Below are 18,382 nucleotides of genomic sequence, written 5' to 3' on the forward strand. Positions count from 1 at the left end.
CCCGCTCCACAGCCCTGTGACCTGCGAGTCTCTTGATTGTCAGTGGCGGCGGGTACGTTTTTGTCATGGGGAAGCAGACAGACGCGCACATCGTCTGGGACTGGAACGGGACGCTGTTCCACGACAATGACGCCATCATCGGGGCGACGAACGCGGCGTTCGCCGAGCTGGGACTCGAGCCGATCACTCTGGAGCGGTACCGGGCGCTGTACTGCGTGCCGGTGCCGAAGTTCTACGAGCGGCTGCTGGGGCGGCTGCCGACCGACGTCGAGTGGGAGGTCATGGACGAGACCTTCCACCGGTACTACGCCCAGCACCGGATCAGGTGCGGCCTCGCCGAGGGAGCCATGGAACTGCTCGCGGGGTGGCAGTCGGCCGGTCGCAGCCAGTCCCTGCTCAGCATGTACGTCCACGACGAACTCGTCCCGCTGGTGCGGGGGTTCGGGATCGAGGCGCACTTCATACGCGTCGACGGGCGGACCGGCCCCTCCGGCGGCAGCAAGGCCGAGCACATGGTGCGGCACCTCGCGGCGCTGGCCGACGGGGCCGGTGTGGACCCCGCTCGTACGGTGGTGATCGGGGACGCCGCCGACGACGCGCTGGCCGCGCGGCACGTCGGGGCCCGGGCCGTGCTGTACACCGGCGGTTCGCACGGCCGGGCCAGCCTGGAGGAAGCGGGGGTGCCGGTGGTGGACACGCTGGCGGAGGCGGTCGCGGAGGCGGAGCGGCTGGCAGCCTGACCCGTGCGGTGCCCCGAGGGGCGCCGCACGGTGGGGCGTGGGCTCAGGTCACCGGCGCCTTCGCGCGCAGCACCGTCAGGAACTCGCGCATCCAGCCGGAGTGGTCCGGCCAGGCGCGGGAGGAGACCAGGGTGCCGTCGACCACCGCCTCCGCGTCCTGGAAGGTGGCGCCCGCGGCCTGCATGTCCAGTTCAAGCGCGGGGTAGGCCGTGACGCGCCGGCCGCGCAGGCCGTCGATCGCGGCGGTGAGCAGCGGGCCGTGGCAGATCTGGGCGATGGGCTTGTCCGCGTCGAAGAAGGACTTGAGGATCTTGCGGAGTTCGGGGTCGTTGCGGAGGTACTCGGGGGCTCGGCCGCCGGGGATGACGACGGCGGCGTACTGGCCGGGCTCCACCTCGGAGAAGGCGAGGTCGGCCGGCCAGGTGTAGCCGGGTTTCTCGGTGTAGGTGTCGAACCCGGGCTCGAAGTCGTGGACGACGAACTGCAGCTTCTTGCGGGTGGGGGCCGCGATGTGGACCTCGTAGCCTTCCTCGCGAAGGCGCTGGTAGGGGTAGAGCACTTCCAGCGACTCTGCTGCGTCGCCGGTGACGATGAGGATTTTTGCTGTCATACCGGCAACGTGCCTCCGGCGGGCGGGCTTGCCAAGGGGGCGCGCGGTGTCGGAGGCAGCATTGGCCGGAGCGTGCGGGGTGGGCGCGGCCGTGCCTGAGGTGAATACGACACCTTGCCTCTCCCCGCCCCTGTGCAGAACGTCAAAGTTCTACCCCTTGTTTTGTACACATACGGCTCATGACGGGCCCCCTGTAAGGAGCGATAGCCTTGGTGGCGTGATCAGCGCGATAGCTCGCGGGGGCACCGTCGCCCCTGCCCTGCGCCCGGTGAGCACGGATCATCTCCGTGACCGGGCGGCGGTCGCTGGTCTTCGCGAGCGGGAAGGGGCCGCAAGGGCCCCCGGGACGCCGTACACACCCCGGAAGCAGGCGACGCAGAGAGCAGCGTCACACCCTCCGGACGTGTCGGGAACGGCTGACAGCCCTCCGCTCGTCTCACCCTGCGGCATAGCGTCGAAGCAGACCGGACACCCCGCGTCTCGGCGTCACGTCGGAAGGGAAGAGACAGTACTTCCATCTACGTCACGCAACGGCGCGCGACAGGAGCCAGAGGACAATGCAGACCAAGCTGGACGAAGCCAAGGCCGAGCTGTTCGAGAGGGCCGCCCGGGTAGCTGAGAACAGCCCGGTCGGGGGGCACCTACCGACCGGGACGACGGACGACGGCACTCCGGACCCGGACATCGTGCTCGCGTTCCTCCAGCGCTACTACCTGCACACCGCCCCGGAGGACCTCACCGGCCGCGACCCGGTCGACATCCTCGGAGCCGCTTTCTCGCACTACAGACTGGCCGAGAACCGCCCGCAGGGCACGGCCAACGTACGGGTCCACACCCCGACCGTCGAGGAGAACGGCTGGACCTGCAGCCACTCCGTCGTCGAGGTCGTCACCGACGACATGCCCTTCCTCGTGGACTCCGTGACGAACGAGCTGACCCGGCAGGGGCGCGGCATCCACGTCGTCATCCACCCGCAGATGGTGGTGCGCCGGGATGTCACCGGCCGGCTCATCGAGGTGCTCAGCGTGCCTCCCGCCGACGCCCTCCCGCACGACGCGCACACCGAGTCCTGGATCCACGTCGAGATCGACCGCGAGACCGACCGCGGCGACCTGAAGCAGATCACCTCCGACCTGCTGCGTGTCCTGTCCGACGTCCGTGAGGCCGTCGAGGACTGGGACAAGATGCGGGACGCGGCGCTGCGGATGGCCGACGAGCTGCCCAAGGAGCCCGTCGCCTCCGACCTGCGCGAGCAGGAGGTCGAGGAGGCCCGCGAGCTGCTGCGCTGGCTGTCCGCCGACCACTTCACCTTCCTCGGCTACCGCGAGTACCAGCTGCGGGACGACGACTCGCTCGCCGCCGTCCCCGGCACCGGCCTGGGCATCCTGCGCTCCGACCCGCACCACGCGGGCGGCGAGAGCCACCCCGTCAGCCCCTCCTTCGAGCGGCTGCCCGCCGACGCGCGCGCCAAGGCCCGCGAGCACAAGCTCCTTGTGCTGACCAAGGCCAACAGCCGGGCCACCGTGCACCGGCCGTCGTACCTCGACTACATCGGCGTCAAGAAGTTCGACGCCAAGGGCAACGTCGTCGGTGAGCGGCGCTACCTCGGCCTGTTCTCCTCCGCCGCCTACACCGAGTCCGTGCGCCGCGTCCCGGTCATCCGGCGCAAGGTCGCCGAGGTCCTGGAGCGCGCCGGGTTCTCGCCCGACAGCCACGACGGGCGCGACCTGCTGCAGATCCTGGAGACCTACCCGCGCGACGAGCTCTTCCAGACCCCGGTCGGCGAGCTGCAGTCCATCGTCACCTCCGTGCTCTACCTCCAGGAGCGCAGGCGGCTGCGCCTCTACCTCCGCCAGGACGAGTACGGGCGCTACTACTCCGCCCTCGTCTACCTCCCCCGCGACCGCTACACCACCGGTGTCCGGCTGCGGATCATCGACATCCTCAAGGAGGAACTCGGCGGTATCAGTGTCGACTTCACGGCCTGGAACACCGAGTCGATCCTGTCCCGGCTGCACTTCGTGGTCCGGGTCCCGCAGGGCACCGAGCTGCCGCAGCTGTCCGACACCGACAAGGAGCGCATCGAGGCCCGGCTGGTGGAGGCCGCCCGCTCCTGGGCCGACGGCTTCGCCGACGCGCTGAATGCCGAGTTGGGCGAGGAGCACGCGGCCGAGCTGCTGCGCCGCTACAGCAACGCCTTCCCGGAGGGCTACAAGGCCGACCACAACCCGCGCTCCGCGGTCGCCGACATCGTCAACCTGGAGCGGCTCAGTGAGGCCCAGGCGCAGGGCGGCAAGGACTTCGCGCTCAGCCTCTACGAGCCCGTGGGCGCCGCGCCCGAGGAGCGCCGGTTCAAGATCTACCGCAAGGGCGAGGCCGTTTCGCTGTCCGCGGTGCTGCCGGTGCTCAACCGGCTCGGCGTGGAGGTCATCGACGAGCGGCCGTACGAACTGCGCTGCTCGGACCGCAGCGTCGCCTGGATCTACGACTTCGGCCTGCGCATGCCCAGGTCGAAGGACGGCGGCGACTACCTCGGCGACGACGGCCGTGAGCGCTTCCAGGAGGCCTTCTCCGCCACCTGGACCGGCAAGGCCGAGAACGACGGCTTCAACGCCCTCGTGCTGAGCGCCGGCCTGGGCTGGCGGCAGGCGATGGTGCTCAGGGCGTACGCCAAGTACCTGCGCCAGGCGGGCTCCACCTTCAGCCAGGACTACATGGAGGACACCCTCCGCAACAACGTCCACACCACCCGGCTGCTCGTGTCGCTGTTCGAGGCGAGGATGTCGCCGGACCGGCAGCGTGCCGGGCACGAGATCGTCGACGCCCTGCTGGAGGAGCTCGACGCCGCCCTCGACCAGGTGGCGAGCCTAGACGAGGACCGGATCCTGCGGTCCTTCCTCACCCTGATCAAGGCGACTCTCCGTACGAACTTCTTCCAGGAGGCGCTGGGCGGCCGGCCGCACGACTACGTCTCCATGAAGTTCGACCCGCAGGCCATCCCCGATCTTCCGGCGCCCCGCCCGGCGTTCGAGATCTGGGTGTACTCGCCGCAGGTGGAGGGCGTGCACCTCAGGTTCGGCAAGGTCGCGCGAGGCGGGCTGCGCTGGTCCGACCGCAAGGAGGACTTCCGGACCGAGATCCTCGGCCTGGTCAAGGCGCAGATGGTGAAGAACACCGTCATCGTGCCGGTCGGCGCCAAGGGCGGCTTCGTCGCCAAGCAGCTGCCCGACCCGAGCGTGGACCGCGACGCGTGGCTGGCCGAGGGCGTCGCCAGCTACAAGACGTTCATCTCCGCGCTGCTCGACATCACCGACAACATGGTGGCCGGCGAGGTCGTGCCCCCGGCGGACGTCGTCCGGCACGACGAGGACGACACCTATCTCGTCGTCGCCGCCGACAAGGGCACCGCGACCTTCTCGGACATCGCCAACGGGGTCGCCGAGAAGTACAACTTCTGGCTCGGCGACGCCTTCGCCTCCGGCGGCAGCGCGGGCTACGACCACAAGAAGATGGGCATCACCGCCCGCGGCGCCTGGGAGTCCGTCAAGCGGCACTTCCGGGAGCTGGGCGTGAACACGCAGGCCGAGGACTTCACGGTCGTCGGCATCGGCGACATGTCCGGTGACGTGTTCGGCAACGGCATGCTGCTGAGCGAGCACATCCGCCTGGTGGCCGCCTTCGACCACCGGCACATCTTCATCGATCCGGACCCGGACGCGGCCACCTCCTACGCCGAGCGCCGCCGCGTCTTCGAGCTGCCTCGCTCCAGCTGGGCCGACTACAACACCGAGCTCATCTCGGCGGGCGGCGGCGTCTTCCCGCGTACCGCCAAGGCCGTCCCGGTCAACGCCCACATCCGGCAGGCCCTCGGGATCGAGGCCGGCGTCACCAAGATGACCCCGGCCGACCTGATGAAGGCGATCCTGCAGGCGCCGGTGGACCTGCTGTGGAACGGCGGCATCGGCACGTACGTCAAGGCGTCCACGGAGTCCCACGCCGACGTCGGCGACAAGGCCAACGACCCGATCCGCGTGGATGGCAAGGACCTCAGGGTCAAGGTCGTCGGCGAGGGCGGCAACCTCGGCCTGACCCAGCTCGGCCGGATCGAGTTCGCACTGCACCGCGGCAAGATCAACACGGATGCCATCGACAACAGCGCGGGCGTGGACACCTCCGACCACGAGGTGAACATCAAGATCCTGCTCAACGGCCTGGTCGCGGACGGCGACATGACGGTCAAGCAGCGCAACAAGCTGCTCGCCGAGATGACCGACGAGGTCGGCCGTCTGGTCCTGCGCAACAACTACGCGCAGAACGTGGCGATCGCCAACGCGCTCGCCCAGTCGAAGGACATGCTCCACGCCCAGCAGCGGTACATGCGCCACCTGGTCCGCGAGGGCCTGCTGGACCGGGCGCTGGAGTTTCTGCCCACCGACCGTCAGATCCGCGAGCGCCTCACCTCCGGGCAGGGCCTGACCGGTCCGGAGACGGCCGTCCTGCTGGCGTACACGAAGATCACGGTCGCCGAGGAGCTGCTGCACACCTCGCTGCCGGACGACGCGTACCTGCGCTCCCTGCTGCACGCGTACTTCCCGACCGCGCTGCGCGAGCAGTTCCCCGAGCACATCGACAGCCACCCGCTGCGCCGTGAGATCACCACGACCGTCCTGGTCAACGACACGGTCAACACGGGCGGCACGACCTATCTGCACCGGCTGCGCGAGGAGACCGGCGCCTCGCTGGAGGAGATCGTCCGCGCCCAGACCGCGGCCCGCGTGATCTTCCGCTCGGCCGCGGTGTGGGACGGGGTGGAGGCCCTCGACAACAAGGTCGAGGCCGCCGTCCAGACCCGAATCCGTCTGCACTCGCGCCGGCTGGTCGAGCGCGGCACGCGCTGGCTGCTCAACAACCGGCCGCAGCCGCTGCAGCTCGCCGAGACGGTCGACTTCTTCGCCGAGCGGGTCGAACAGGTCTGGTCGCAGCTGCCCAAGCTGCTCAAGGGCGCGGACCTGGAGTGGTACCAGCAGATCTACGACGAGCTGACGGGCGTGGGCGTCCCCGACGAGCTCGCCACCCGCGTGGCCGGGTTCTCCTCAGCCTTCCCGACGCTCGACATCGTCTCGGTGGCCGACCGCATGGCCAAGGAGCCGCTGGACGTCGCCGAGGTCTACTACGACCTCGCCGACCGCCTGCACATCACCCAGCTGATGGACCGTATCGTCGAACTGCCTCGCGCGGACCGCTGGCAGTCCATGGCCCGCGCCTCGATCCGCGAGGACCTGTACGCGGCACACGCGGCCCTGACGGCCGACGTTCTCGCGGTGGGCAACGGCACGTCGACTCCCGAGCAGCGCTTCAAGGCGTGGGAGGCGAAGAACGCGGCGATCCTGAGCCGGGCGCGCACGACGCTGGAGGAGATCCAGGGCTCGGACTCGTTCGACCTGGCGAACCTGTCGGTGGCGATGCGCACGATGCGGACGCTGCTGCGGACGCATTCGTAGTCCGTACGACGGTGAGGGCGCCCCGGGCCGGTTCGGCTCGGGGCGCCCTCGGTTTCGCTGCCGCGCGGTCGGTTCAGGCCGGGACCGTGTCCCGCTCGGGGCGGGGCTTGCGGGTGGGCCGGGGCCTGTCGTCGGTGAAGGCCTCGTACTCCTTCATGACCTCCTCGGTGGGGCCGTCCATGCGCAGCTCGCCGCGTTCCAGCCACAGCACGCGGCCGCAGGTGTCACGGATCGACTTGTTGCTGTGGCTGACCAGGAAGACGGTGCCCGCCTGTTCGCGCAGCTCGCGGATGCGGGCCTCGGACCGCTTGCGGAAGGAGCGGTCGCCGGTGGCCAGGGCCTCGTCGATGAGCAGGACGTCGTGGTCCTTGGCGGCGGCGATCGAGAAGCGCAGCCGGGCCTGCATGCCGGAGGAGTAGGTGCGCATCGGGAGGGTGATGAAGTCGCCCTTGTCGTTGATGCCGGAGAAGTCGACGGTCTCCTGGTAGCGCTCCCTGACCTGTTCGCGGGACATGCCCATGGCCAGGCCGCCGAGGTGGACGTTGCGCTCGCCGGTCAGGTCGTTCATCAGTGCCGCGTTGACGCCGAGGAGGGAGGGCTGGCCGTCGGTGTAGATGCGGCCGTTCTCCGCGGGCAGCAGGCCCGCGACCGCCTTGAGCAGGGTCGACTTGCCGGAACCGTTGGTGCCGATCAGGCCGATCGCCTCGCCGCGGTACGCGACGAAGGAGACGTTCTTGACCGCGTGCACCGTTCGCACGCCGGCGGCCTTCTCGGCATGCTTGCGGCGCAGCATGCGGTTGAGTGCGGCGGTGGCGGTGCCGCGGCCGGCGCCGGTGCCGTTGACGCGGTAGACGATGTCGACGCCGTCCGCGATGACGGTGGGGGTCCGCTCGTCTGCGAGCGTGGTGTTCTCAGCCACGGCCGTACGTCTCCTCAGCCTTCCAGAAGTAGATGAAGCCGCCGACCCCGGAGAGCAGTGCCCAGCCCGTCGCGATCAGCCACACATGGGACGGCAGCTGGCTCCCGTGGAAGCTGTCGATCAGGGAGAAGCGCATCAGGTCGATGTAGACGGCCGCCGGGTTGGCCTGCAGGACGGGGCCGACCCAGGACGGCAGGCTGCTGTGCCGGCTCAGCAGGTGGTCGATGCTCCACATCACGCCCGAGACGTACATCCACGTGCGCAGTACGAACGGCATCAGCTGGGCGATGTCCGGCGTCTTCGCCCCCAGCCGGGCCATGATCATCGAGATGCCCGCGTTGAAGGTGAACTGCAGCACCAGCGCGGGGATCGCCAGCACCCAGGAGGCGGCGACCGGCACGCCGAAGAAGAGCAGGATGACGACCAGGGCGGCCATCGAGAACAGCAGCTGCTGGAGCTGCTGCAGACAGAACGAGATCGGCAGCGCGGCCCGCGGGAAGTGCAGGGCCCGTACGAGGCCGAGGTTGCCGGAGATGGCCCGGGTGCCCGACAGGATCGAGCTCTGTGTGAACGTCCAGATGAACACGCCCGTGACCAGGAACGGGACGTAGTCCGGCACGCCCTTCTTGGTCTGCAGCAGCACACCGAAGATGAAGTAGTAGACCGCCGCGTTCAGCAGCGGGTTGGCCACCTGCCAGATCTGGCCCAGCTTCGCCTGGCTGTACTGGGCGGTGAGCTTGGCGGTCGCGAAGGCCGCGATGAAGTGGCGCCGGGCCCACAGCTGGCGGACGTACGCCGGCAGGGAGGGTCGGGCGCCGCTGACCGAGAGGCCGTGCCGGGCGGCGAGGGCCGCGAGATCGCCGGCCGGGGCCGACGTCGGGGGCGGTGTGTGGAGGACCTGGCTCACATCCGCTGCTTTCGCTCGGTGGGGGAGGGGGTGGTGCGGGCGCTCGGCTGTCGCCGGGCCTGTTGCCCGGCGTTTCCTTACGCTTCTCTTCACGTTTTCTTACGTCGGGACGGGACCGTATCGTCGCAACGTGAGCGTAGGCCGATTCGACGTCGGAACGCAACCGTTTCGTCGCAACGGCCTATGCTGGTCCGTATGACGACGAACGCCGAGGAGCCCCAGACGCCTGTGCGCCGCCGGACCCCCGCGGGAGCCGCCGTGCTCCGCGAGGACGTGACGGAGGCCATCCGGGCGGCGGTCTTCGAGGAGCTCGCGGCCGTCGGCTACGCGCGGATGTCCATAGAGGGGATCGCCCGCCGCGCGGGCGTCGGCAAGACCGCGGTGTACCGCCGCTGGCGCTCCAAGCTGCACCTGGTCCTCGACCTGGTCTCGGCGATCGCGGTACAGGGGCTGCCGGTGCCGGAAACGGGCTCCCTGGAGGGCGACCTGCGGCTGCTGTACGAGGTGACGTCCCGCGCCCTGCGCCACCCGGTGGCCTCGCAGATCATCCCGGACCTCCAGGCCGAGGCGGCCCGCAACCCCGACATCGCCGAGGCCATGCAGAAGGCGCTGCGGGAAGGGCAGGAGGGCGTCGCGAGCAAGATCGTGGCGGCGGCGGAGCAGCGCGGCGAGATCCGGGCGGGCATCGACGACGACCTGGCCCTCGACCTCATCTCGGGCCCCCTGTACTGGCGCTCCGTCGTGGTCCGCAAACCGAAGCTGCCGAAGGGCTACCTGGGATCACTGGCACGGGCTACGACGGCGGCGCTCAAGGCGCTGTGAAGCGGCCGCGGGCAGGCCGGTCGGAGCCTCGCCCGGCGGGGCGGCTCAAGTGCCGGGACCGCAGAGCCGCCGCGCGAGCCCAGCCGGCTCCGCAGAGCGCAGCACTCGTCCGCCGAACCCGGGCAGGGGTACATGCAGCGGCTCGGACCATCGTTCGGGCACGGCGGCGCTGCCGTACACGGCTCGGCGAGCCAACTCTCGCCGCACCGGGCCATAGCCCGCCTGCATCCGGTACGAGGGCCGGGGTCCGGCACGCCGGGAGCACGCACCTGACGGCGCCGGGCCCGCCCTCCGGGCGAACCCTGGCCGTCGCGGCACCAGTGCCGCGTCAGCCAAGGTTCGCCCCGTCGCGACGCCCGGCACGCCCTCTCGCCGCACCGGCCGAAAGCCCAAGTACGTCCAGTACGAGGACTTCCGGCCGGCACGCCGAGAGCACGCACCGGACGCCGCTCCTCGACGGGCAAACCTTGGCTGACGCGGCACTAGCCGTGGGCCGCCTGCGGGTAGCGGCGTACCCAGCCCGCCCAGGCCGAGGTGATCATGTCCTCGACGTCGTGCATGGCCTTCCAGTCCAGTTCGGTGGCGGCGCGCTCGGCCGAGGCGACGACGCGGGACGGGTCGCCGGGGCGGCGGGGGGTGACCGTCGGGGCGCGGTCGTACCCTGTGATGGCGTTGATGCGGTCGATCATCTCGCGGACGGAGACGCCCTCCCCGCGGCCGATGTTGAGGGTGAGGTCGCGGCCGGGGGAGGTCCGCAGGGCGCGGGCCGCCGCCACATGGGCCTCCGCCAGGTCCACCACGTGGATGTAGTCCCGGACGCAGGTGCCGTCCGGGGTCGCGTAGTCGTCGCCGAAGATGCGCGGGGGCGCGTTCTCGGTGAGCCTCTCGAAGACCATGGGGATCAGGTTGAAGACGCCGACGTCAGCGAGTTCCGGGCCGGCCGCGCCCGCCACGTTGAAGTAGCGCAGGGACGCCGTGGACAGGCCCGTCGCCCGGCCGGTGGCCCGCACCAGCCACTCGCCGGCGAGTTTCGTCTCGCCGTACGGGCTCATCGGCGCGCAGGGCGTCTCCTCCGTCACGAGGTCCACATCCGGCATGCCGTACACGGCCGCCGAGGACGAGAACACGAAGGAAGGCACGCGGGCCGCGGTCACGGCCTCCAGGAGGACGCGCAGGCCCTCGACGTTCTCCCGGTAGTAGTGCAGCGGCAGATCCAGGGACTCGCCGACCTGCTTCTTCGCGGCCAGGTGGACCACACCTGTGACCGCGTGCCCGGCGAGCGTGCGCGCCACGAGTTCGCCGTCCAGCGTCGAGCCCGTCACCAGGGGGACTCCGGGGGGCACGCGCTCGGCGATGCCGGTGGACAGGTCGTCGTACACGACCACCCCTTCGCCAGCCTCGGTCATCGCCCGTACGACGTGCGCCCCGATGTAGCCGGCGCCGCCGGTGATCAGCCAGGTCATTGTGCGGCTGTCCCCTCGTCAGTTGGCCCGTGGTGGTGCCCGGTGTCCCGTCGGCTGTCAGTGAAGCAGGCGGCGGCGCCCGAAGCGGGTGACTGGGACGACTCCATGCGCGAAGGCCGCCACGCGCGGTGCCCGGCGTGTCACGAGCAACCCGGCGTCTCCGAAAGCGCGGCCGCGTCCAGTGCGGTTGTGAGCTCGTCGAGGCGGGTGCGCAGCTCCCTGATCTCGTCGATGCCGAAACTCGTCGCGGCGGTGATCCGGCGCGGAACCCCGAGTGCCCGCTCGCGCAGCGCGACGCCCTCCTCGGTCAGTCGCACCTCCACCGAGCGCTCGTCGAGGGCGCTGCGTTCGCGCCGCACGAACCCGGCCGCCTCCAGCCGCTTGAGCAGGGGCGAGAGCGTGCCGGAGTCGAGGCGCAGGTGTTCGCCCAGCTTCTTCACCGGCAGGTCGCCGTGCTCCCACAGGACCAGCATCACGAGGTACTGGGGGTAGGTCAGCCCGAGGTCCTTGAGGATCACCCGGTAGACGCTGTTGAAGGCGCGCGAGGCGGCGTGCAGGGAGAAGCAGATCTGGTTGTCCAGGCGGAGCCAGTCCTCCTGGGCGGCGGGTGCCGGCGTCGGGGTCATGCCTCCAGGGTAGCTCGTGCCGATCATTTAGTTGTGTGCAATTAAATTGTGTGCTCTACTTACGCCGTGAGGCGGCCGCAAGCAGAGCCGCCGGAACACGACTCGTCACTCCGAAAGGGACGGTTTCCCATGGACGCGCTCTACACCGCTGTCGCCACCGCCACCCACGGCCGGGACGGACGCGCCGTCTCCTCCGACGGCAAGCTGGACCTCGCGCTGGGCCTGCCGACGGAGCTCGGCGGCAACGGGCAGGGCACCAACCCGGAGCAGCTGTTCGCCGCCGGTTACGCCGCCTGCTTCGGCAGCGCCCTGGCCCTCGTCGGCCGCGAGGCGAAGGTGGACGTCAGCGAGGCCGCGGTGACGGCCGAGGTCGGCATAGGCAAGCAGGGCGCGGGCTTCGCGCTGAAGGTGGCCCTGCGCGTCGAGCTGCCCGACAGCCTCGACGAGGCGACCGGCCGCAAGCTGGTCGAGCAGGCACACCAGGTCTGCCCCTACTCCAACGCCACCCGCGGAAACGTCCCCGTCGAGCTCGTCATCGAGTAGGTGGAGCACATCGGGTGAGCGGCGCCGGTCACCCTCCGACCCGCGCCAGCACCTCCCCCGTCCGCCGGCTCCACGCCACCACGACCGCCTCCTCGGGCACCGGCTGCCACCGCGTCAGCAGCAGCCAGCGCACGTGGTAGCGGTGGACGAGGGCGGTGCGCTCGGCGCGGGTCGACCTCGCGGACAGATAGGCGCGGACGTCGGCGAGCCGGCGCGCCCGCTCCCGCTCGTCCAGGGAGGGGTCGGGCCGGACGGGCGCCGCGAGGTTCGGTCCGTACCCGGCGACGGCGTGACCGGCGGTGTATCCGTCGGTGATGACGACCTCGCCGGGTCCGATGTGCCGCGCCGCCCACTCGTACGTCGGCCGGCGCGGCGGCTGCCCGAACCCCACCGGGTCCAGTGAGCGCGGCACGACCGCCCCGGCGTGCACGGTGCAGAACCCGACGCACACCGCCAGGGCAGCCGCCCCGCCCAGCGCTCTTCTCGCCCGCCCCCACGGCCGGGGCGCCGCCAGCTCCACCGCGAGCGCGGACTGCAGAGGCAGCAGCACGGCCCACAGGGCCCGTGCGCAGGTGAAGTGCCCGCTCACCCCGCCGGACGCCACCACCACGCACTCCACCACGAACATCAGCACCAGCGGGTCACGCGCCGAGCGCCGGGAGCGCACCCACAGCGCCGGCACGCCGGTGAGCGCCAGCCAGGAGTTGCCGGCCATCGAGTCGTACAGCGGCCGGTGCATCCCGTCCAGGCTGGTGTCGCCGGCCAGCGAGAGCACGTCGTAGTACGGCCAGGTGACGGCGACCGTCAGGGCGGCCGCGGTCGTGAGCGCCCACCGGCCCACGACCGGCCCCCGCCACGCGCGCTGCCGCGCCGCCACGATCGCCGCCGCCCCGGTCAGCGCGGGGAGGGCCGTGACCGGATGGATGAGCAGGATCAGTCCGTAGAGGACGCCGATCCCGGCGTACCCCCACCAGCCTCCGAGGCCGCTCGGACCGACGTACCGGACGGCCTGCGCGCCCTCACGCGCCCGTGTGTAGGTGAGCGCCCACGCCCAGAACGTCAGCCCGACGGCGAACGCGGACGGATAGCCGAGGGTCGTCGTCATCGACATCAGGCCGAGGTAGCCGCTCCACAGGATCGGCTCGGTGCCCCACAGCAGCGTCATGAACACCAGGGCGAGGACCGGTGCCCACGGGCGGGGCGTGAGGGCCCTGACGAATCGGCCGGTCCCCGTCAGCAGGACGAGCAGGTGCACCGGGCCGGCGAGCGTCACGACTCCCCAGCCCGACAGCCCCGTCAGCCGCGCGAGGACGGCCTGGGCGACGGCGTACGGCCCGTAGTACGGGCTGCCCGTGCCCGGCAGGTCCGCCGTCGTGTGGGCCGGGTGCAGCAGGTCGGCCTTGAGCCGCTCGACGACCGCCGCGTGCTGACCGGCGTCGCAGCACAACGGGATGCGCCAGTACGCCAGCGTCATCACCAGCCAGAACAGGGCACCGTAGAACTGATACGGGGTGAGGCGCCGGACCCGGCCGCCGCGCAGCGCCGTCGCGCCGCGCACGGCACGCCGGACGACGACTGAGGCGCTCACGGGACCGCCGGAAGGGGGAGCGTCTGGGGCATGGGCCGTATGTTCCCGCCCAGGTCACCGGCATGGCGGTGCGTCACCATATCGAGTGAGGCGGTCACGTCGGCGGGGATGCGGTGGCGAGTCCGGTGCGCGTAGGCGGGAATCAGCCCGGACCGGGACCCGGACGGGGCGGCGGCCGCCGGGTCGTCCGGCCGGGCGCCAGGTGGGCGGCCGGGTCGGGGTGGGCCGCGACGGGCTGGAGGGCATGGGAACTCCCAGGGCTGACAACGGCGTTCAGACGCCGTCGATGACGGTCAGGGGATCTGCGGACGGCGCCACGGGGTGGTGCTCGGTGAGGGTGCGGCCGGAGGAACACCGCGCACGACGCGCCGGGGCAGGCACAGCTGGACGCGGTAGTGGAGCCGGAGGGCCCCGGCACGGAGAGCCTTGAGGAGGCGTGAGCCGGCCTTCAGGGTCCGGTGGCGCAGGGCCGACGCCAGGTGCAGGGCGCGGACCGTGCGGTGCAGGCCCAGGCGCATCGGGGCGTGCCATGGCCGCAGGTTCAGGCGCATCGGGGCGTGCCATGGCCGCAGGTTCAGGCGCATCGGGGCGTGCCATGGCCGCATGCCCAGGCGCATCCGGGCGTGCCATGGCCCGGGGCGCAGTGCGACGCGGGCGATTCGGCGCAGTGGGACGCGGGCGCCGCGCAGGGCGAACGCCGCCTCCGCCAGGTGATGGGCCATACGGCGGAACACCGCGTCCTCGTGGACCAGGACGTCCGGCTCGGCTGTCACCGGCGGGCACTCGTACGGATGCGCCTGAACCTGGTACGCGCGGACGATGACACTGGACCTGGGCAAGGGGCATCCATGGGGCGGAGCGGGCGTTCTGCCCCGCAACGCCCGCCGACGCGAATGGGTCACGTTTCGTGCGGCATACGGGGGGGGGGATCGTGGGCGGCCGTGAAGAGGCGGGCCCGCGTCGGCCCGCCCGTTCACGGTGGTTCCCCTGCGGTTACTTGACCGCGCCCGCCATCACACCGGACACGAACTGCCGCTGGAACGCGAAGAACACGGCCAGCGGGATCACCATGGAGATGAACGCGCCCGGCGCCAGTACCTCGATGTTGCTGCCGAACTGCCGTACCTGCTGCTGCAGGGCGACGGTCAGCGGCTGCGACTCGGAGTTGGAGAACACCAGGGCGACCAGCATGTCGTTCCACACCCACAGGAACTGGAAGATCCCCAGGGACGCCAGCGCGGGTGCGGCGAGCGGCAGTACCACCGTCGCGAACAGCCGGACCTCGCCCGCGCCGTCCAGCCGCGCCGCTTCCAGGAGTTCACGCGGGATCTCCGCGAAGAAGTTGCGCAACAGGAAGATCGCGAACGGCAGTCCGAAGCCGACGTGGAAGAGCACCACACCGATGATGTCGCCGAAGATCCCGATCTTGCCGAAGAGATCGGAGAGCGGGATCAGCGCCACCTGCACCGGTACGACGAGCAGCGCCACCACGACCACGAACCACCAGTCGCGGCCCTTGAAGTCCATCCACGCGAAGGCGTATCCGGCCATCGCGCCGATGAGTACCACGAGCAGGGTCGCCGGGACCGTGATCCAGACCGTGTTGAGCAGTGACCGTGTGATCGCGTCGTTCTCCAGGAGCGTCTCGTAGCTCTTGGCGGTCAGCCGGCCCGGGGCCGTGAAGACCTTCCACCAGCCCGAGCCGGCGATGTCGGTCGGGTCGCGGAACGACGAGACCAGCAGGCCGAACGTGGGCACCATCCAGATCAGCGCGATCAGGATCAGAAAGACCCGCATCACCCCGCCCGCCGCGCCGCTCGCCACCCGGGCGGTGAAGGAGCGCTTGGCGCGCACGTTCGTGTCGAGTGCGGTCACCGTTGACGCTCCTTTCGCAGGCGGCGGATGTTCACGAACATCACCGGCAGGACGAGCAGCAGCAGGATGACGCCGATCGCGCTGCCGACGCCGTAGTTGCCGCCGCCGCCGAAGGACGACAGGAACAGTTGCAGCGCCAGGACGTTGGCGTCGTCCTGACTGGGCTGCGGGGCGATGATGTAGACCAGGTCGAAGACCTTCATCACGTTGATCATCAGTGTGACGAGGACGACTGCCAGGACCGGCGCGAGCAGGGGGACCGTGACCCTTCGGAACACCTGCCACTCGTTGGCGCCGTCGACCCGGGCCGCCTCGAGGAGGTTGCGGTCCACACCCGCCAGCCCGGCCGCGATCAGCACCATCGCGAAGCCCGCCCACATCCACACGTAACTGCCGATGATCGCCGGGGTGACGAGTGCCGGGCCGAGCCAGTCGATGCCGTTGTAAGGGGCCGCGAAGTTCGAGCCCGGCAGCCGGAGCCGGGCGCCGTCGGCCTCGGCCGGCAGGCTGAAGGTGCCGTCCGCTCCGCTCTCGGCGGAGGCGACCACCCTGCCGTCCTTCACCGCCTCGACCTTCACCCCCTTCAGTGCCTTCTCCCCCGGGTCCACCTGCCCCTTCGTACCGCCGCCGCCCAGCTTGAAGTCCAGCCAGACGGTGCCGGTGACACCGGAACCGGTCGCCGCCCTCGCGTCCTCGGGGGTGCCGGGGAGCTTGTCGGGGGCGATGCCCACGAGGGGCATCAGGGCGGGCGTGCCCGTCCGCACCGTTCCGGACGTGGTGAACGAACCGCCTCCCGACGGCTTCATGTCACTCACCGAGGCGTTCGGCCGTGCCTTCGGATAGACCGAGGACTCGGCGAACGCGTCGTGCACGGAGGTCACGACCGCGTTGGCGACGCCCTGGTCCGGGTCCTGCTCGTACACCAGGCGGAAGATGATGCCGGCGGCGAGCATGGAGATCGCCATCGGCATGAACACGATCAGCTTGAACGCCGTTCCCCAGCGCACCCGTTCGGTCAGCACCGCGAAGACCAGTCCCAGCACGGTGACGACGGCCGGGGCGACCGCGACCCAGATCGCCGTGTTGCGGACGGCGGTGAGCGTCGAGTCGTTGCTGAAGATGTCGCCGTAGTTCCCCAGGCCGACGAAGCCCGAGCCGTCGGCGTCGTAGAGGCTGCGCCAGACCGAGTACCCGATCGGGTAGACCACGAGCGCGCCGAGGAGCACCAGCGCGGGCAGCAGGAACAGCCCCGCCACCCACAGCCGGGTTCCCGTCACGCTCTTGCGCGGTGAGACGGAGGGCGTCGGCAGCGCGCCCGCGCCCTCCGTCGACTTCGCCATGGAGGCCATCGGCGGTGCTCAGCCGGACTGGTAGGCCTTGGCGGCGTCGCTCTCCAGCTTCCGCTGGGTACCGGCCACGTCGCTCGGGTTCTTCAGGAAGTCCTGCAGGTCCTTCCACTCGCCGACGCCCTGGGTGCCGCCGAAGGCCGCCGGGGCCTGGTCGGACATGTCGAAGCGGAAGTCGTCGCCCGCCGCGAGCAGCGCCTTGGCGATGTCCCGGGTGACCGCGTCCTTGTACGTGGACTGGTCCAGCTCCTTGTTCGGGGAGATGAAGCCGCCCTGCGCCGCCCAGATCTCCGCCGCGTCCGTCGAGGCCAGGAACGTCATCAGCGCCTGCGCGCCCTCGCCGCCCTTGAGCGCCACGGCCACGTCGCCGCCGCTGACCACGGGGGCCTGCTCGCCGACCGCCGGGAACGGGAAGACCTTGGCGTCCGTGCCGACCTTCGCGTCCGTGTCGGCGTTGATGTTCGCGGTGACGAAGTCGCCCTCGTAGACCATCGCCGCCGGGGTGTCACCGGAGAAGGTCTGGGTGACCGACTTCGGGAACTCCGTCTGCAGCGCGCCGGAGCGGCCGCCCGCGATCAGGTCGTCCTTGCCCCACAGCTGGGCCAGTGTGGTGAGGGCTTCCTTGACGGACGGGTCCGTCCACTTGATCTTGTGCTGGGCGAGCTGGTCGTACTTCTCCGGGCCCGCCTGCGAGAGATAGACGTTCTCGAACCAGTCGGTGAGCGTCCAGCCGTCGGCGCCGCCTATGGAGACGGCGGGGGAGCCGGCGTCGGACAGCGTCTGGGCGGTGCCGAGGAAGTCCTTCCAGGTCTTGGGTGTGCCGGTGATGCCCGCCGCCTCGAAGGCCTCGGTGTTGTACCAGACGAGCGACTTGTTGGCGGCCTTCACATACACGCCGTACTGCTTGCCCTCGTACGCCCCGAGCTCTGCCCAGCCTTTGGAGAAGTTCTTGTCCGACTGTGCCTGGGCGTCGCTGCCGAGGGGCTTGAGCCAGCCCTTCTCAGCGAACTGGTGGAGCACGCCGACCTGCGGCAGGAACGCCACGTCCGGCGGCTGTCCGCCCTGGATCCTGGTACCGAGGAAGGTGGAGGTGTTGTTGCCGGTCGGCACGAAGTCGACCTCGGCGCCGGTGCGTTTCTCGAACTCGTCCAGGACCTTGGTGAAGTTGGCCTGCTCCGGGCCGGTCCAGACGGCGGCGACCTCCAGGGTCTGGCCGTTGAGCTTGGGGAGTTGGAGAGAGCCGCCGTTCTCCGGGCCACCGCCTCCTCCGCCTTCGTTTCCTTTGCCGTCGTCACCGCCGCCGCACCCCGTGAGGGCCAGCGCCAGTGCGCCGGCCAGTACGGCTGCTGCGGTCCTCGCGGCTCTGCGTGTGGTGGGAGTGGGGTGACCGTGCGGCCTGCGTGTCCGGAATGTGCTGCTCGTGCTGCGCATCACTGCCCCGT

General features: G+C 70.6%; 14 protein-coding genes and 1 pseudogene. 4 read left to right on the forward strand and 11 right to left on the reverse strand.

What is annotated here, in order from left to right:
• The first annotated feature begins 65 nt into the window (after window positions 1–65).
• Window positions 66–740, forward strand: a complete 675-nt coding sequence (locus ACZ562_RS23330) for an HAD family hydrolase (RefSeq protein WP_471182309.1) — start codon at window positions 66–68, stop codon at window positions 738–740.
• Window positions 741–783: 43 nt separating this feature from the next.
• On the opposite strand, the gene ACZ562_RS23335 is transcribed toward ACZ562_RS23330, so the two are convergent.
• Entirely contained in the window at window positions 784–1,350 is a 567-nt protein-coding gene (locus ACZ562_RS23335) for a DJ-1/PfpI family protein (RefSeq protein ID WP_471182312.1), read from the reverse strand.
• Window positions 1,351–1,907: 557 nt separating this feature from the next.
• Between ACZ562_RS23335 and ACZ562_RS23340 the strand changes: the two genes are divergently transcribed.
• The gene (locus ACZ562_RS23340) at window positions 1,908–6,851 is read left to right on the forward strand and encodes an NAD-glutamate dehydrogenase (RefSeq protein WP_471182315.1); all 4,944 of its coding nucleotides are present in this window, start codon (window positions 1,908–1,910) and stop codon (window positions 6,849–6,851) included.
• 73 nt (window positions 6,852–6,924) lie between these two features.
• Here ACZ562_RS23340 and ACZ562_RS23345 read toward each other — a convergent pair whose 3' ends face one another.
• Both ACZ562_RS23345 and ACZ562_RS23350 read right to left on the reverse strand, forming a co-directional pair.
• Window positions 6,925–7,770, reverse strand: coding sequence for an ABC transporter ATP-binding protein (locus tag ACZ562_RS23345; RefSeq protein ID WP_471182318.1), 846 nt, complete (start codon window positions 7,768–7,770; stop codon window positions 6,925–6,927).
• Window positions 7,763–8,677 (reverse strand): ABC transporter permease, encoded by a 915-nt coding sequence (locus ACZ562_RS23350; protein WP_471182321.1) that lies wholly within the window; start codon window positions 8,675–8,677, stop codon window positions 7,763–7,765. The genes ACZ562_RS23345 and ACZ562_RS23350 overlap by 8 nt, the downstream gene beginning before the upstream one ends.
• A gap of 195 nt (window positions 8,678–8,872) precedes the next feature.
• Between ACZ562_RS23350 and ACZ562_RS23355 the strand changes: the two genes are divergently transcribed.
• Complete coding sequence (locus tag ACZ562_RS23355; protein WP_471182324.1) at window positions 8,873–9,499, forward strand: TetR/AcrR family transcriptional regulator; 627 nt, start codon at window positions 8,873–8,875, stop codon at window positions 9,497–9,499.
• Window positions 9,500–9,544: 45 nt separating this feature from the next.
• Here ACZ562_RS23355 and ACZ562_RS23360 read toward each other — a convergent pair.
• From ACZ562_RS23360 to ACZ562_RS23370, 3 genes and pseudogenes are all read right to left on the reverse strand, one after another.
• Window positions 9,545–9,682, reverse strand: a pseudogene (locus ACZ562_RS23360) (ADP-ribosylglycohydrolase family protein); the annotation flags it as partial.
• A gap of 299 nt (window positions 9,683–9,981) precedes the next feature.
• Window positions 9,982–10,962 (reverse strand): UDP-glucose 4-epimerase GalE, encoded by a 981-nt coding sequence (gene galE, locus ACZ562_RS23365; RefSeq protein ID WP_471182327.1) that lies wholly within the window; start codon window positions 10,960–10,962, stop codon window positions 9,982–9,984.
• 140 nt (window positions 10,963–11,102) lie between these two features.
• Entirely contained in the window at window positions 11,103–11,588 is a 486-nt protein-coding gene (locus tag ACZ562_RS23370) for a MarR family winged helix-turn-helix transcriptional regulator (protein WP_471182330.1), read from the reverse strand.
• A 129-nt stretch (window positions 11,589–11,717) separates the two neighbouring features.
• Between ACZ562_RS23370 and ACZ562_RS23375 the strand changes: the two genes are divergently transcribed.
• Complete coding sequence (locus ACZ562_RS23375) at window positions 11,718–12,131, forward strand: organic hydroperoxide resistance protein (protein ID WP_471182332.1); 414 nt, start codon at window positions 11,718–11,720, stop codon at window positions 12,129–12,131.
• 28 nt (window positions 12,132–12,159) lie between these two features.
• On the opposite strand, the gene ACZ562_RS23380 is transcribed toward ACZ562_RS23375, so the two are convergent.
• The 5 genes from ACZ562_RS23380 to ACZ562_RS23400 form a co-directional block, all read right to left on the reverse strand.
• Window positions 12,160–13,719: a hypothetical protein gene (locus tag ACZ562_RS23380; protein ID WP_471182335.1), complete on the reverse strand. Its 1,560-nt coding sequence runs from the start codon at window positions 13,717–13,719 to the stop codon at window positions 12,160–12,162.
• Window positions 13,720–14,012: 293 nt separating this feature from the next.
• Window positions 14,013–14,558, reverse strand: coding sequence for a hypothetical protein (locus ACZ562_RS23385; protein ID WP_471182338.1), 546 nt, complete (start codon window positions 14,556–14,558; stop codon window positions 14,013–14,015).
• 154 nt (window positions 14,559–14,712) lie between these two features.
• Window positions 14,713–15,594 (reverse strand): carbohydrate ABC transporter permease, encoded by an 882-nt coding sequence (locus ACZ562_RS23390; RefSeq protein WP_471182341.1) that lies wholly within the window; start codon window positions 15,592–15,594, stop codon window positions 14,713–14,715.
• The gene (locus ACZ562_RS23395; protein ID WP_471182344.1) at window positions 15,591–16,934 is read right to left on the reverse strand and encodes a carbohydrate ABC transporter permease; all 1,344 of its coding nucleotides are present in this window, start codon (window positions 16,932–16,934) and stop codon (window positions 15,591–15,593) included. Before ACZ562_RS23395 ends, ACZ562_RS23390 begins: the two co-directional genes overlap by 4 nt.
• A gap of 18 nt (window positions 16,935–16,952) precedes the next feature.
• Entirely contained in the window at window positions 16,953–18,371 is a 1,419-nt protein-coding gene (locus ACZ562_RS23400; protein ID WP_471182347.1) for an ABC transporter substrate-binding protein, read from the reverse strand.
• Between the last annotated feature and the right edge of the window lie 11 nt (window positions 18,372–18,382).

Source organism: Streptomyces sp. NPDC040410 (assembly GCF_055595715.1).

Excerpts from the sequence above, each read along its gene's own strand:
- ACZ562_RS23375 (WP_471182332.1), top strand. The coding sequence starts at position 11,718 with ATGGACGCGCTCTACACCGCTGTCGCCACCGCCACCCACGGCCGGGAC.
- galE (WP_471182327.1), bottom strand. The coding sequence starts at position 10,962 with ATGACCTGGCTGATCACCGGCGGCGCCGGCTACATCGGGGCGCACGTC.
- ACZ562_RS23370 (WP_471182330.1), bottom strand. The coding sequence starts at position 11,588 with ATGACCCCGACGCCGGCACCCGCCGCCCAGGAGGACTGGCTCCGCCTG.
- ACZ562_RS23340 (WP_471182315.1), top strand. The coding sequence starts at position 1,908 with ATGCAGACCAAGCTGGACGAAGCCAAGGCCGAGCTGTTCGAGAGGGCC.
- ACZ562_RS23330 (WP_471182309.1), top strand. The coding sequence starts at position 66 with ATGGGGAAGCAGACAGACGCGCACATCGTCTGGGACTGGAACGGGACG.
- ACZ562_RS23400 (WP_471182347.1), bottom strand. The coding sequence starts at position 18,371 with ATGCGCAGCACGAGCAGCACATTCCGGACACGCAGGCCGCACGGTCAC.
- ACZ562_RS23335 (WP_471182312.1), bottom strand. The coding sequence starts at position 1,350 with ATGACAGCAAAAATCCTCATCGTCACCGGCGACGCAGCAGAGTCGCTG.
- ACZ562_RS23395 (WP_471182344.1), bottom strand. The coding sequence starts at position 16,934 with ATGGCGAAGTCGACGGAGGGCGCGGGCGCGCTGCCGACGCCCTCCGTC.
- ACZ562_RS23355 (WP_471182324.1), top strand. The coding sequence starts at position 8,873 with ATGACGACGAACGCCGAGGAGCCCCAGACGCCTGTGCGCCGCCGGACC.